Consider the following 13,919-nt stretch of genomic DNA (forward strand, 5'->3'; position numbering starts at 1 on the left):
TCCCTTTATTACCGGAATGCTACCTCACAACGCCCGAGATGAAACCCGGTTTTCGCCGCGGCGGCTTGATGTCGTTCTTCAGGAAGCAGCGCGCATTCTTGCCGGCATAACCGGGCCGCGCAAAGGTCCAGGCGCGGCATTTATTGTCGCCCTGGCAGGCATCGCGACATGCATCGCCGTGCTCGGCCTTGTCGTCGTTCTTGATCTCGAACGAACGATAGTCGCCGCCAAAACGATCTGTCGAGGTTTCCACCGGACCGGTGCGCGGCTCAATGACACCGGCGCCACGCACGCCGGAGACGCAGCAATAGCTCTCGACCCGCGGCGGGACCTTGTCTTTCAGCCAGCACACCGCGTTTTCGGAATTATCGCTCGGATAGTTGAAGCTCCAGGCGCGGCACTTCTTGTCGCGCTCGCAGATCAGCGCGCATTCCGCGGGATCGCCGGACAGAGAGACCGAGCGCGAATAATCACCGCCGGGACGATCGAAATTGGTTTGCGCCTGAGCAGGTGCAACGGCTGCGACCAACAGCATGGCGAGGGCTGTCAGACACGCTCTGAACAGGTTCCTCGGCATGCAGGATGACTTTCAGCGGTTTGCAAACGGCGTAAGAAGGACGCCATTGGAACGCCGGTCACCTGTACCGCTGATGAACAGATTTTCAGCTTCGCCAAGCCGCTGATCTAGAAGCAGTATTCCTTATAGGCTGGCGCCACCGAGCCACCCCAGGCGCCATGGAACCTGTCGAGCATCTGCTCGGCCGGAGTCTTTCCGGAATCCAGTATCCGATCGAGTGCCTCCAGATGGTGGGACTCATCGCGGCCGTGCGCGTCGAGCTTGCCGCGCCGGCGCAGGCCACCATGGGCCAGCTGCAGACACTCTTTGGCGATTTCGAACAGATACCGATCCTTGATCTTCGCCTTGAAGCCCAACTTCGGCACATCGTCGCGCAACGCCTGTCGCTCCGCCGCAGTCCAGTTCTTGACGATATCCCAGGCCGCATTGAGGGCGCTGTCGTCATAAAGCAATCCGACCCAGAACGCCGACAGTGCCGGCAAACGATCCGACGGCACGCCATCGGCGCCGCGCATTTCCAGGTAACGCTTCAGGCGCACTTCGGGAAAAATCGTCGAGAGATGATTGGCCCAATCCGAGAGAGTGGGTCGCTTGCCGGGTATCTTTTCGTTCTTGCCCGCGAAGAAATCGCGGAACGACGAGCCGGACACATCGATGTAAGTGTCCCCGCGCTTGACGAAATACATGGGAACATCCAGCGCGTAATCGACCCAGCGCTCGAAGCCCATGCCGTCTTCGAACGCCCACGGGATCATGCCCGAGCGCGCATTATCGGTGTCGCGCCAGACTTCGGACCGGAACGACAGGAAGCCGTTCGGCTTGCCCTCGGTGAAAGGGGAGTTGGCGAACAAGGCAGTCGCGATCGGCTGCAGCGCAACGGAAACGCGCAGCTTCTTGACCATGTCCGCTTCCGAGGAGAAGTCGAGATTGGTCTGCACCGTGCAGGTCCGGTACATCATGTCCAGACCGTACTGGCCAACTTTGGGCATGTAGTTGGTCATGATCTTGTAGCGCCCCTTGGGCATCACCGGAATCTGCGCGCGCGACCACGACGGCGTGAGACCGAGACCCAGAAAGCCGATGCCAAGCGGCGTCGCCACTTCACGCACCTGCGCCAGATGCGCCATCAATTCGGACTGCGTCTGATGGATCGTTTCCACCGGCGCGCCGGAGAGTTCGAACTGGCCGCCGGGCTCGAGCGAGATCGCGCCGCCGCCGGTGACGTCATAGAGGCCGATGATATTGCCGGCTTCCATGATCGGCTCCCAGCCGAGCAGATGCTTCATACCGTCGAGCACCGCGCCGATGCCGCGCGGGCCTTCGTAAGGCACGGGATTGTGACCGACGAGCGTAAACGGCGTCTTCTCGTGTTCGGTGCCGATGCGGAATTCCGATGGCGGCTTCACGCCCGCCGCCAGCCACGCCACGAGTTCGTCGCGCGATTGCAGCGGCGTCATATCGATTTGGTCACGCGCCATGGAAATTCCGAATGAAAGGCGCTGCAATCTGTTGCGCGCGGTGTCGGGAACGCCCGCGGCCCGTGCGGGTCGCGAACGCAGGCAAAAATTTAAGGTTCATCGCGCCGGCGCGGCGTCTCTGGCGGCCGGCGATGTCACTGTTGGTGCCGCTTCTTGGCACGCGCAGCCGAGCCGGTCGAGCAGACCGCACAGTTTTGCTGCATCTGCGTCGGACAGTTTCGAGCCGACATGTTTCTCGATCGCCGTTGAATAGGCGCAGCCCATCTTCTTGTGCAACTCGCGCCCGGCCGCCGTGATCTCGACGAACAGGCCGCGCTTGTCCATCTTGCATTCGCGGCGCGCCGCCAGGCCTTCATCGACCAGACGATCGATCAGCCGCGACGTCGAATATTGCGGTATCAGCATCTGCTTTTCGAGCTCGACCGGGCGCATCTCGCCGGTCGGCGAGCGCGACAGCTCGGCCAACGCGTCGTACCATGCGAGCGGCGGAAAGCCGGCGCGCTTGAGGTCCTGCTCGACGCCGTCCAGCACCCGGCTCTGGATTCGCATCAGGCGGATCCAGGCGGCTGTCGCCTCGGTGGAAGGTTTACGTTTCATGGCTCAGTCCAAATGGTGGCGGCACCCTAGCCCACTTGATGCAGCTGCATCAATCTTGACTCTTTCATGCATATGCATTTAGTCACCCGCGTGGTTAAACCAATGTCCTCAGGGAGGAATTTTCGATGAAGCTGTATTATTCGCCAGGCGCCTGTTCGCTCTCGCCTCATATCGCACTTCTCGAAGCTGGCCTGCCTTACGATCTCGTGAAGGTCGACCTCAAAGCCAAGAAGCTGGAAAATGGCGACGACTATCTCGCCATCAACCCCAAGGGCCAGGTGCCGGCCCTCGGCCTCGACAGCGGTGCGCTCGTGACCGAAGGTCCGGTTATCGTGCAGTACATCGCCGACCAGGCCGCTGCCAAAAATCTGGCGCCGGCCAATGGCAGCGATGCACGCCGTCAGCTGCAGGAATATCTTGGTTTCATCAATGGCGAACTGCACAAGAACTTCAGCCCGCTGTTCCAGCCGGTGTTCGACGACGAAGTGAAGGGCTTCTTCAAGACCCGCCTGATGGGCAAGTTCAAATATCTCGATGGCCAGCTCGCAGGTAAGGATTACCTGCTGGGCAAGGATTTCAGCGTCGCCGACGGCTATCTGTTCGTCATGCTGAAATGGGCCGACCGGATGAGCATCGATCTCTCCGAGTTCAAGAACCTGATGGCCTACAAGGATCGCGTCGCTGCCCGCCCGCAGGTGCAGGCCGCGCTAGAAAAGGAAGGCCTGATGAAGGCGGCGTAAGCTGCTGGCATCGAGCTGAAATACGAAAGGGCCGGATCATTGATCCGGCCCTTTTTTGTTTGTGTTGGATGCCGCGTTGATCACGACACGATAGACTTGGCGCTGTCGTCCCCTCTCCCCTTGCGGGAGAGGGGTGGCCGCAAATCGCGTCGCCCGAGTTCTGGGCACCCCTCTCCCCGGCCCTCCCCCGCAAGGGGGGAGGGAGCATTACGGTCCGTGCTAATCGACTAAGCCGCCGCGAGCTTCTTCGGCGGGAAGCGGCCGTAGAAGGTCTCGCCCTTGGCGGCCATCTCTTCGAGCAGCTTCGGCGGCGTGAAGCGGGAGCCGTATTTGGCTTCAAGCTTGTGGCAGAGCTCGACGAACTTCTTGGTACCCATGAAGTCGATATAGCTCAGCGTGCCGCCGGTGAACGGCGCGAAGCCGAAGCCGAGGATCGAGCCGACATCGGCCTCGCGCGGATCGACGATCACGTGATCTTCGACGGTGCGCGCGGCTTCCACCGCCTGCACCACCAGGAAGCGCTGTTTCAGCTCTTCGACATCGAGCGTATCGGGATCGACCGGCTTCGGCAGGAGCGGGGCGATGCCCTTCCAGAGAGCTTTCGAGCCCTTGCCCTTCGGCGGATACTCATAAAAGCCCTTGCCGTTCTTGCGACCGAAGCGCTCCTGCTTCTCGACCATCTCGACGATCAGCTTCTTCTGCGCCTGATCGACCGCCTGCGAGCCGAGATCGGCTTCGGTGGCCTTCATGATCTTCAGCACGAGATCGAGCGCGATCTCGTCCGACAACGACAGCGGGCCGACCGGCATGCCGGCCATCTTGGCGGTGTTCTCGATCATCGCCGGCGGCACGCCCTCGAGCAGCATTTCAAGGCCTTCGGCCGTGAAGCGCAACACGCAGCGATTGGCGAAGAAGCCGCGGGAGTCATTGACGACGATGGGCGTCTTGCCGATAACGCGGACGTAATCCAGCGCGGTGGCGAGCGCGACATCGCCGGTGTTCTTGCCGACAATGATCTCCACCAGCATCATCTTCTCGACCGGCGAGAAGAAGTGGATGCCGATGAACTTGGACTGATCGGCGAATTCCTCGGCGAGCGAGTTGATCGGCAACGTCGAGGTGTTCGACGCGATGATCGCGCCTTCCTTCAGCAGCGGCTGCACCTTCTTGTAGATCTCGGCCTTGACCGCGCGATCCTCGAACACGGCCTCGATAACGAGGTCGCAGTCCTTGATCACATCGAAATCGGCAGTCGCGGTGATCTTCGCCATCAAGGCGGTCTTGTCCGCCTCCTTGGCGCGGCCCTTCGCGATCAGGCCATCGATGGCTGCGATGCAATGACCGAGCCCCTTGTCGGCACTGGCCTGATCGCGATCGATCAGCACCACGTCCATGCCGCCGCGTGCGGAGACGAAGCCGACTGACGCGCCCATGAAGCCGGCGCCGATGACGGCGAGCTTCTTGACCTTGGTCGGCGGCACGTTCTGCGGACGACGCGCACCCTTGTTGAGCTCCTGCATCGACAGGAACAGGCTGCGGATCATCGCCGCCGCTTCCTTGGTCTGCAGGATATGCGCGAACTGACGGGACTCGACGCGGAGCGCCGCATCCATCGGCAGCTGCAGGCCTTCATAGACGCACTGCATGATCGCGCGGGCCGCCGGATAATTGTCGAAGGTCTCGCGGCGATAGATGGCGTTGCCAGCGGGGAACATCATCATGCCCTGCTTGGAATAGACGGGGCCGCCGGGCAGCTTGAAACCCTTCTCGTCCCAGGGCGCCACGGGTTTGCCGCCAGCCTTGATCCACTCCTTCGCGGCCGAGATGAGATCGGCTGATGGCACCACCGCGCCGACGATGCCCATCGCCTTCGCCTTGACGAGATTGATCGCTTCGCCCTTCAGCAGCATCTGCATGGTGTCTTGCGGCTGCAGCATGCGCGCGAGGCGCTGGGTGCCGCCGCCGCCGGGGAACAGGCCGACCTTGATTTCGGGCAGGCCCAGACGCGTCTTCGGATTTTCAGCCGCGACGCGATAGTGACAGGCCAGCGTCAGTTCGAACGCGCCGCCGAGCGCGAGGCCATTGATGGCCGCGACCCATGGCTTGCCGGAGGTCTCGATCTTGCGCAGCGTCAGCGACAGCTTCCGGCTCTCGTCGAACAGCATCTGCTGTGCGGCTTCCTCGCCCTTGGCTACCTTGGTCTCGGCGAACACCTTGCCCATGCCTTCCAGCATCGACAGATCGGCACCGGCCGAGAAAGCTTCCTTGCCGGAGGTGATGACGACACCCTTCACGGCGGCATCCGCAGTCGTCTGATCGACAATGGCGCCGAGTTCCTCGATGGTCGCCACGTCGAGCACGTTCATCGAACGGCCGGCAATATCCCAGGTGACGAGGGCGATGCCGTCGGCGTCGGTCTCAACCTTGAAATTCTTGAAGGTCATGTTGGCCGCTCCTTACACGCGTTCGATGATGGTGGCGGTGCCCATGCCGCCGCCGATGCAGAGGGTGACGAGGGCCGTCGACTTGTTAGTGCGCTCGAGTTCGTCCAGCACAGTGCCAAGGATCATCGCGCCGGTGGCACCGAGCGGATGGCCCATGGCGATGGCGCCGCCGCAGACATTGATCTTCTCATTGTCGATCTCGAAGGCCTGGATGAAGCGCAGCACCACCGAGGCGAAGGCCTCGTTGAGCTCGAACAGATCGATGTCCGACAGCTTCATGCCGGAACGCTCCAGCACCTTCTTGGTGACATCCACCGGACCGGTGAGCATCATCGCCGGCTCGGAGCCGATATTGGCAAAGGCGCGAATCTTCGCGCGCGGCTTCAAGCCCGCCTTCTTGCCGGCCGCCTCGCTGCCGAGGAGCACGGCGCCAGCGCCATCGACGATACCCGACGAGTTGCCGGCGTGATGGACATAGTTGACGCCTTCGATTTCCGGATGCGACTGGATCGCCACGGCATCGAAGCCGCCCATCTGCGCCATCGTCACGAAGGACGGCTGCAGCGCGGCCAGTGACTGCATCGTCGTGGACGGACGCATATGCTCGTCCTTGGCCAGAATGGTGAGGCCGTTGATGTCCTTCACCGGAATGACCGAGTTCTTGAAGCGGCCTTCATCCCAGGCCTTGGCAGCGCGCTGCTGGCTCTGCACCGAATAGGCATCGACGTCGTCGCGGGAGAAACCGTATTTGGTTGCGATCAGATCGGCCGAGACGCCCTGGGGCATGAAATAAGCAGGCACGGCGATCGACGGATCGACGGGCCACGCGCCACCGGCGGCACCAATGCCGACGCGGCTCATGCTCTCGGCACCGCCGCCAATGGTCATGTCGTGCTGGCCCGACATGATCTGCGCCGCGGCGAAGTTCACGGCGTCGAGGCCTGAGGCGCAGAAGCGGTTGATCTGGATGCCCGGCACGTCATTGCCGTAGCCGGCCGACAGCGCAGCCATGCGTGCGATGTCGCCACCGGCTTCGCCGACCGGGTCGACCACGCCGAGGATGACGTCATCGATGGTGCCCGGCTGCAGGTTGTTGCGCTCCTTGAGCGCCTTCAGCGGTGCAGTGGCGAGCGCCAGTGCAGTCACCTCATGCAGCGAGCCATCAGCCTTGCCGCGGCCGCGCGGCGTGCGAACGTGATCGTAGATATATGCCTCGGGCATGGTGTCTCCCTCAGAGTGGTCGTGTTGTTCAAATTTCCAGAACGCTGTCATCGCCCGGCTTGACCGGGCGATCCAGTAAACTCCGACGTCCGCGTTTTATCCGTGGACTCTGTGTTTACTGGATCCCCGCTCCGCGCGCACCTCCGGTGCGCTAGGCGGGGATGACAGTTTGAGTATGTGGCAGCAGCTAGATCTCAGAACGCTTCCGCAGGAAGCTCCATCGTCGTCGCGCTTCCGGTCTGGATGCGGGCGAGATGGAGTGCGGTTTCGGGCAACATCCGCTCCATGAAGAAGCGGCCGGTGACCAGCTTGGTCGTCAGATAGGGTGTCGCGCCATCAGTGGCAATCTTGTCCTGCGCCACCTTGGCCATCTTCGCCCACATATAGGCGAAGGCCGTGAGGCCGAACAGCTGCATGTAATCGGTGGCGCCGGCACCGGCATTGTCCGGCTTCATCATGGCGTTGTTCATCAGCCACATGGTTGCCTGCTGCAGATGACCGAGCGCGTTCGAGAGCGGATCGAGGTAAGGCTTCATGGCCTCATCACCGCCATGCTCCTTGGCGAAGGCTGCGACCTCGCCGAAGAACGCCATCGCGGCACGGCCACCGTCGCGCGGCAGCTTGCGGCCGACGAGATCGAGTGCCTGGATGCCGTTGGCGCCTTCATAGATCATGGCAATGCGCGCATCGCGGACGAACTGCTCCATGCCCCATTCGGCGATATAGCCGTGACCGCCGAACATCTGCTGCGCCGATACCGCATTGGCGAAACCGCCATCGGTGAGCACACCCTTCAGCACCGGGGTCATCAGGCCCATGTGATCGTCGGCCGCCTGACGCTCCTTCGGATCGTCGGAGCGATGCGCGACGTCGCTCTTCAGCGCGGTCCACACCACCATGGCGCGGGCAGCTTCGTTGAAGGCGCGGATCGTCAGCAGCGTGCGGCGCACGTCCGGATGCACCATGATGGAATCCGCCGGCTTGTCCGGCGACTTCGGGCCCGTCAGCGAACGGCCCTGCAACCGGTCCTTCGCATAGGCGACCGCATTCTGATAGGCGACTTCCGACTGCGCGAGGCCCTGCACGGCAACGCCGAGACGGGCTTCATTCATCATCACGAACATGCCCTGCATGCCCTTGTTCTCTTCGCCGATCAGCCAGCCGGTGGCGCCGTCGTAATTCATCACGCAGGTGGAATTGCCGTGGATGCCCATCTTGTGCTCGATCGAGCCGCACATCACGCCGTTGCGTGCGCCGATCGATCCATCGGCATTGACCAGGAACTTCGGCACGACGAACAGCGACACGCCCTTGATGCCGGCTGGTGCGCCCTCGATGCGGGCCAGCACGAGGTGGATGATATTGTCGGCAAGGTCGTGCTCACCGGCCGAGATGAAGATCTTGGTGCCGGAAATCTTGTAGCTGCCGTCCGCCTGCGGCGCGGCCTTGGTGCGCAAAAGACCCAGATCCGTGCCGCAATGCGGCTCGGTGAGGTTCATGGTGCCGGTCCATTCGCCAGCGACCATCTTCGGCAGGAACATCGACTTCTGCTCGGGCTTGCCGTGCACGATGAGTGCTGCGGTCGCACCCATGGTGAGGCCACCATACATCGAGAACGCCATATTGGCGGAGATCTGGAATTCGGCGACGGTCTGCGACAGCGTCACCGGCAGGCCCTGGCCACCGAATTCAGCGGGAGCCGAGAGGCCGAGCCAGCCGCCTTCGGCGACCTGCTTGTACGCTTCCTTGAAGCCTTTCGGCGTGGTCACGCTGCCGTCGTCGTTGCGCTTGCAGCCTTCGAGATCGCCGACGCGATTCAGCGGCTGCAGCACTTCTTCGCTGAGCTTGGCGGCTTCGCCCAGAATCGCCTCGCGCACATCGGCGGACGCGTCAGCAAAGCCGGGCAGATTGTTGTAGCGATCGAACTGAAACACGTCGTTGAGCAGGAAGCCGACGTCTTCGAGCGGGGCTTTGTAGCTGGGCATGGAATTCTCTCGGTTTGAATTCGATTGATCGGATGATACGGCGCCGCCGTGTCAGATTTACGCAATTGTTATCGGAGATGAAGCAAGCAGCTGGCGGCTCATTGCCGCGCCAATTCCTCGCCCATCAACCGGTGCAACAGGTTGATGGCCTTGAGCGGCCTGACCATCACCTTGAAGTGGGTAATGCGTCCATCATCGGCGAAGGTGATCATGTCGACGCCATTGATTTTGATGCCTTCGATCTCGTTCTCGAATTCGAGCACCGCGCCGTTGTCGCTGCGCCATTCGCCTTTGTAAGCGAAGCCGGGGCCACCCAGCACTTTCTCTGCAGTCGTCAGATACTTGAACACGATCTCACGGCCCCGCTGCGGCGCATGCACGACCGGGCTTTCGAACACGGCATCCGGATGCAGCAGGTCCCACAGCATCGCCCGGTCATGAGACCGCATGAAGCTGTACCATCTATCGAGGCCGCTCACGCTCATCGGCTCTCCCTCCCGCATCGGGCACTGTTCGGCCAGCGCCGCTCCATACACTTCTGCATGGACGTTAACGCCAGAGCGTGGATTTCGTCAATACACATGTGTATGGTCGAGGGATGGATGACCAACTGACCAAAGACCGCCTGACCCGTTCGGCCTGGCTCGATCACGGGCTGAGGATCCTCGCGCGGCAGGGCGCCGACGCGCTGAAGGTCGGCGCGCTGGCCACCGGACTGAACGTCTCACGCGGCAGTTTCTATTGGCATTTCAAGGATATATCGGAGTTTCGGCTGCAGCTTCTGCAGCGTTGGCAGGAGCGGACGACCGATCAGGTGATCGAGGGGATCGATACGTCGATCGTGGGCGCCGCACGCCTGACCCATCTGATGAAGCTCGCTTTCAACGAAGACCGCAGCCTGGACCGTGCCATCCGCGCCATGGCCTCGACTGACGCAGACGTCGCCAAAATGGTCGCCTCGGTGGATGCGAGACGGGTCGGCTACATGGCGAAATGGCTGATCGAGGCCGGGGTGGAAAGCCAGCGGGCGCTGCCCCGTGCCGAATTTCTTTACTGGGCCTATATCGGCCAGTCCGCCGTCATGGACCCGCGCCACAGCGCCATCACCGAACTGGATGTCGACGATTTGAGTGCGCTGTTTACGCGCTGACGCCAAAGCCAGAGACATCCGATCCTACCTGCAAATCGGCGCAAGTGTATCAGCGAGTTAACTTTTAAGGCCCGCTCGGCCCGATCCTTAACCCGTTATTTACCCTAACCCTGAAAAGTCCGGATCAGAGGCAGACGACCCGCGCACGTTACGATTGTCTTCACAATGGGACGCGCGGGGGACGCTGCAGGCGCTGGTGGGCGTCAAGCTCGGAACCGGACCAAAGCATGAATTCGCGCGTATCGTGGAGTGTTGACGGGATTGAGCCATCGGTTCGCGAGCGGGCCGAAGCCGCGGCGCGCCGTGCCGGGATGTCGCTGGGCGACTGGCTGAACTCGACCATCGGCGAAGCTCCCCCGCGCTATAACTCGCCCAACGCACGCCCGCGCGACCAGGAACGCCCCCTCACCCCGCGTGCGGCCCTGCCGCAGCGCGACGCTGCCGATGTCGTCGAAATCCACGAACGGCTCGATGCCATTGCCCGGCAGATCGAACTGTTCTCGAAGCCTGCACAGCGCAACAGCGAGCCCGGCGTTGCGCGCCAGCTCAATGATGCGATTTCACGGCTCGACGCGCGCTTGTCGCAAATCAGTGAACCCACATATCGCCCCGCGCCGACACAGCAGCAGCCACGCATCGATATGGTCGAGCGCGCCGCCAATCAGGTCTATAGCGCCTCGCCGCCGATCGATCCGTTCTCGCTGGACTTCGCCATCGCCGAGATTGCCGCCCGCCAGGGCGAACTCGACGGTACGCCGCGGATGGCCCCGCGAAATGCGCCGCCGATTGCACCGTCATTTGTACAGCCGCCTTACGCACAACCTGCCGCGCCGCCGCAGAGCTTCATGCCGGATATGTCCGGCCTGGAGCGGCAGCTGTTCCAGATCACGACCAAGATCGATGCGCTGCAGCGCCCGGACAACAATATCGAGCAGTCGATCGCGGCCTTCCGCAGCGAGCTTGCCGAGATCCGCAACGTCATCACCGAAGCGATGCCGCGCCGCGCCATCGAGTCGATCGAGAACGAGATCCGTGAACTCGGCCGCCGCATCGACGACAACCGCCACAGCGGCATCGACGGCGACGTACTGGCCAATCTCGAACGCGCACTCGCCGACATCCACAAGACGTTGACCACGCTGACGCCAGCCGAACAGCTCGCCGGCTTCGACGAGGCGATCCGCAATCTCGGCGGCAAGATCGACTTGATCGTGCGCTCGAGCAACGATCCCGGCACCATGGAACAGCTGCAGGGCGCGATCGCCGCGCTGCGCGCCATCGTGTCCAACGTCGCCTCCAACGAAGCGCTCGGCCGTCTCAGCGACGACCTGCAGACGCTGTCGTCGAAGGTCGATCAGCTTGCACGCGCCGACAACAGCGATTCCTTTGCCGCGCTTGAGGCGCGCATCATGACGCTGACGGCAGCGCTGGAAAATCGCGAGCGCCCGGCTGTCATGGCGAGCTCCGATCATCTGGAAACCGCATTGCGGACGCTGTCCGAGCGTCTCGACCATATGCCGGTGGGCAATGACTCGTCGTCGGCCTTCGCGCATCTCGAACAGCGCGTCTCCTATCTGCTCGAGCGGATGGAGAGCATCACGGATACGCGCGGCAACAATCTCGGCCGCGTCGAGGACGGGCTGCAGGACATCCTGCGCCATCTCGAACGCCAGCAGTCGATGTTCGCCGCGCTGGACAATCCCCGCAGCAAAGCGCCGTCGGTCGATCCCGGCCTGGTCGACACGATCAAGCGCGAACTCTCCGACATGCGCTTCAGCCAGTCGGAAACCGACCGCCACACGCAGGATTCGCTTGAGGTGGTGCACTCCACGCTCGGCCATGTGGTCGATCGCCTCGCAAGGATCGAGGGCGATCTGCGCGCGGTCAGCGCCGCGCCTGCCAAGCAATCAGCGCCCGTTGCAACACCCGCTCCGCCCCCGCGCCCGGCGACCGCACCAGATGTTTCGGTGCCGGCTCCGCCGCGTCCGCAGATGCCCAATCCGGTGAAGCCACAGGCTGCGCCGTCGCAGGTCGAGGTGCGTCCGCCGCAGGTTCATTTCGATGCGGCGCCGCGCGACTTCGCCGCGACTGCGATCTCGCACGAGCCGGCATCGGCCTTCCCGATGCCGAAGGCGATCAGCGACATTCTCGATCCTCCGCCCGCGCCAAAGCCAGTCGCGCAGTCTTCATCCGCTGCAGAGCGTCCGTCGCCGCGCCCGATGGTTGACCCGGCGCTGCCGCCGGATCATCCGCTCGAACCCGGCACGCGTCCGCAGGGTCGCGGCGCATCGCCATCCGAACGCATCGCCGCGTCGGAAGACGCGATCAGCGAAATCGCCGTCGATGCGCCCCAACAGGCCACCGCGTCGAGTTTCATTGCTGCCGCGCGCCGCGCCGCACAGGCTGCCGCCGCAACCGGCAACGACAAGTCCAGGTCTGACAAATCCAGGACCGACAAATCGAAGGCCACCAGATCCGGGCCGCAGCTCGCCGATAGCGAAAAGTCATCCTCCACGATCGGCTCGAAGATCCGCTCGCTGCTGGTCGGCGCCAGCGTGGTCGTGATCGTGCTCGGCTCGTTCAAGATGGCGATGACGCTGCTGGACAGCGGCTCGCCCGCGCCGGTGGCCGAGAATATTCACTCGTCACCGCCGCTGCAGCTGAACGCGCCCGAGCCGGCCGAAATCCAGAGCAAGCCTGCCGCACCCGCGCAGGCAACGCCGTCGATGACATCGCCGACCCCGATCGGCAAGCAGTCGCTGATCGCACCGCCGCCCGCCGCTGTCGAGCCTGCGCCGCAGCCGGTGCCGCAGGCCGCGCCCGTGCCATATGTGTCACCCGATGTAACCGGCAGCATTGCCGCGCCGCAGGCCAGTGCTACCGGGCCGGTACTGCCGTCGAGCGGTCAGAAGATCACCACGGCCTCGATCCCCGCCGGCGAGCGCCTGCCCGAGACGATCGGCAGCACCGCGTTGCGCAACGCTGCGCTCAAGGGCGACGCCTCTGCCGCGTTCGAAATCGGCGTCCGCTATGCCGAAGGCAAGGGCGTGGCGCAGAACTACGACGAAGCCGCCAAGTGGTATGACCGCGCGGCGCAGGCCAATGTCGTGCCGGCCATGTTCCGCCTGGGCGCGCTGTTCGAGAAGGGCCTCGGCGCGAAGAAGGATCTCGACGTCGCCCGCCGCTACTACGTGCTCGCCGCCGACCGTGGTAACGCCAAGGCGATGCACAATCTCGCCGTGCTCGATGCCGATGGCGGCACCAAGGGCGCCAACTACAAGAGCGCGTCGTACTGGTTCCGCAAGGCTGCCGATCGCGGCGTGGCCGACAGCCAGTTCAATCTCGGCATTCTCTATGCCCGCGGCATCGGCGTCGAACAGAACCTCGCCGAGAGCTTCAAGTGGTTCAGCCTCGCCGCCGCCCAGGGCGACGTCGATGCCGGCCGCAAGCGCGACGACATCGCCAAGCGCCTCGATCCGCAGTCGCTGGCCGCGGCCAGGCTGGCGGTCCAGACTTTCGCGCCGGAAGGCCAGCCCGATGACGCCATTAACGTGGCGACGCCCGCGGGCGGTTGGGATGCCACGCCGGCACAGGCCGGGGCGAAAGCATCGATGGGCAAACGGGCCGCGCGCTAGGCCAGATTTCTGGACCGCCGGATCGAACCGGCGGTCTTATTTCCTCAACAAACCTTCAGCAGACTTGCCGCAGTGACGTGCGCGCCGAGCCG

General features: G+C 63.2%; 10 protein-coding genes. 3 read left to right on the forward strand and 7 right to left on the reverse strand.

Going from position 1 to position 13,919, the window contains the following annotated elements; translation table 11 throughout:
- Positions 1-19: 19 nt before the first annotated feature.
- From AB8A38_RS16925 to AB8A38_RS16935, 3 genes are all read right to left on the reverse strand, one after another.
- Entirely contained in the window at positions 20-535 is a 516-nt protein-coding gene (locus AB8A38_RS16925) for a PAN domain-containing protein (protein ID WP_086937046.1), read from the reverse strand.
- 149 nt (positions 536-684) lie between these two features.
- Positions 685-2,055 carry a glutamate--cysteine ligase gene (locus AB8A38_RS16930; RefSeq protein WP_439086747.1) on the reverse strand — a complete coding sequence of 457 codons (1,371 nt, stop codon included), beginning with the start codon at positions 2,053-2,055 and terminating at the stop codon, positions 685-687.
- A 96-nt stretch (positions 2,056-2,151) separates the two neighbouring features.
- The gene (locus tag AB8A38_RS16935; protein WP_149529271.1) at positions 2,152-2,652 is read right to left on the reverse strand and encodes a MarR family winged helix-turn-helix transcriptional regulator; all 501 of its coding nucleotides are present in this window, start codon (positions 2,650-2,652) and stop codon (positions 2,152-2,154) included.
- A gap of 125 nt (positions 2,653-2,777) precedes the next feature.
- Between AB8A38_RS16935 and gstA the strand changes: the two genes are divergently transcribed.
- A complete protein-coding gene (gene gstA, locus AB8A38_RS16940) occupies positions 2,778-3,392 on the forward strand; it encodes a glutathione transferase GstA (protein WP_068732584.1) in 615 nt (204 codons plus the stop codon).
- 227 nt (positions 3,393-3,619) lie between these two features.
- Here the strand turns inward: gstA and AB8A38_RS16945 are convergent, their stop codons facing one another.
- The 4 genes from AB8A38_RS16945 to AB8A38_RS16960 all read right to left on the reverse strand — a co-directional run bounded on the left by AB8A38_RS16945 (position 3,620) and on the right by AB8A38_RS16960 (position 9,527).
- The gene (locus AB8A38_RS16945) at positions 3,620-5,836 is read right to left on the reverse strand and encodes a 3-hydroxyacyl-CoA dehydrogenase NAD-binding domain-containing protein (protein ID WP_439086748.1); all 2,217 of its coding nucleotides are present in this window, start codon (positions 5,834-5,836) and stop codon (positions 3,620-3,622) included.
- A gap of 12 nt (positions 5,837-5,848) precedes the next feature.
- Positions 5,849-7,057 carry an acetyl-CoA C-acetyltransferase gene (locus AB8A38_RS16950; protein WP_439086749.1) on the reverse strand — a complete coding sequence of 403 codons (1,209 nt, stop codon included), beginning with the start codon at positions 7,055-7,057 and terminating at the stop codon, positions 5,849-5,851.
- A 194-nt stretch (positions 7,058-7,251) separates the two neighbouring features.
- Complete coding sequence (locus AB8A38_RS16955) at positions 7,252-9,042, reverse strand: acyl-CoA dehydrogenase C-terminal domain-containing protein (protein WP_439086750.1); 1,791 nt, start codon at positions 9,040-9,042, stop codon at positions 7,252-7,254.
- A gap of 98 nt (positions 9,043-9,140) precedes the next feature.
- Positions 9,141-9,527, reverse strand: a complete 387-nt coding sequence (locus AB8A38_RS16960; RefSeq protein WP_120288154.1) for a nuclear transport factor 2 family protein — start codon at positions 9,525-9,527, stop codon at positions 9,141-9,143.
- A gap of 113 nt (positions 9,528-9,640) precedes the next feature.
- On the opposite strand from AB8A38_RS16960, the gene AB8A38_RS16965 reads away from it, so the two are divergent.
- Both AB8A38_RS16965 and AB8A38_RS16970 read left to right on the forward strand, forming a co-directional pair.
- Positions 9,641-10,192, forward strand: coding sequence for a TetR/AcrR family transcriptional regulator (locus AB8A38_RS16965; RefSeq protein WP_315840315.1), 552 nt, complete (start codon positions 9,641-9,643; stop codon positions 10,190-10,192).
- Positions 10,193-10,419: 227 nt separating this feature from the next.
- Positions 10,420-13,827 carry a hypothetical protein gene (locus tag AB8A38_RS16970; RefSeq protein WP_315840314.1) on the forward strand — a complete coding sequence of 1,136 codons (3,408 nt, stop codon included), beginning with the start codon at positions 10,420-10,422 and terminating at the stop codon, positions 13,825-13,827.
- The last annotated feature ends 92 nt before the right edge of the window (positions 13,828-13,919 follow it).

The organism is Tardiphaga sp. 839_C3_N1_4, from assembly GCF_051811045.1.
GTDB lineage: Bacteria > Pseudomonadota > Alphaproteobacteria > Rhizobiales > Xanthobacteraceae > Tardiphaga.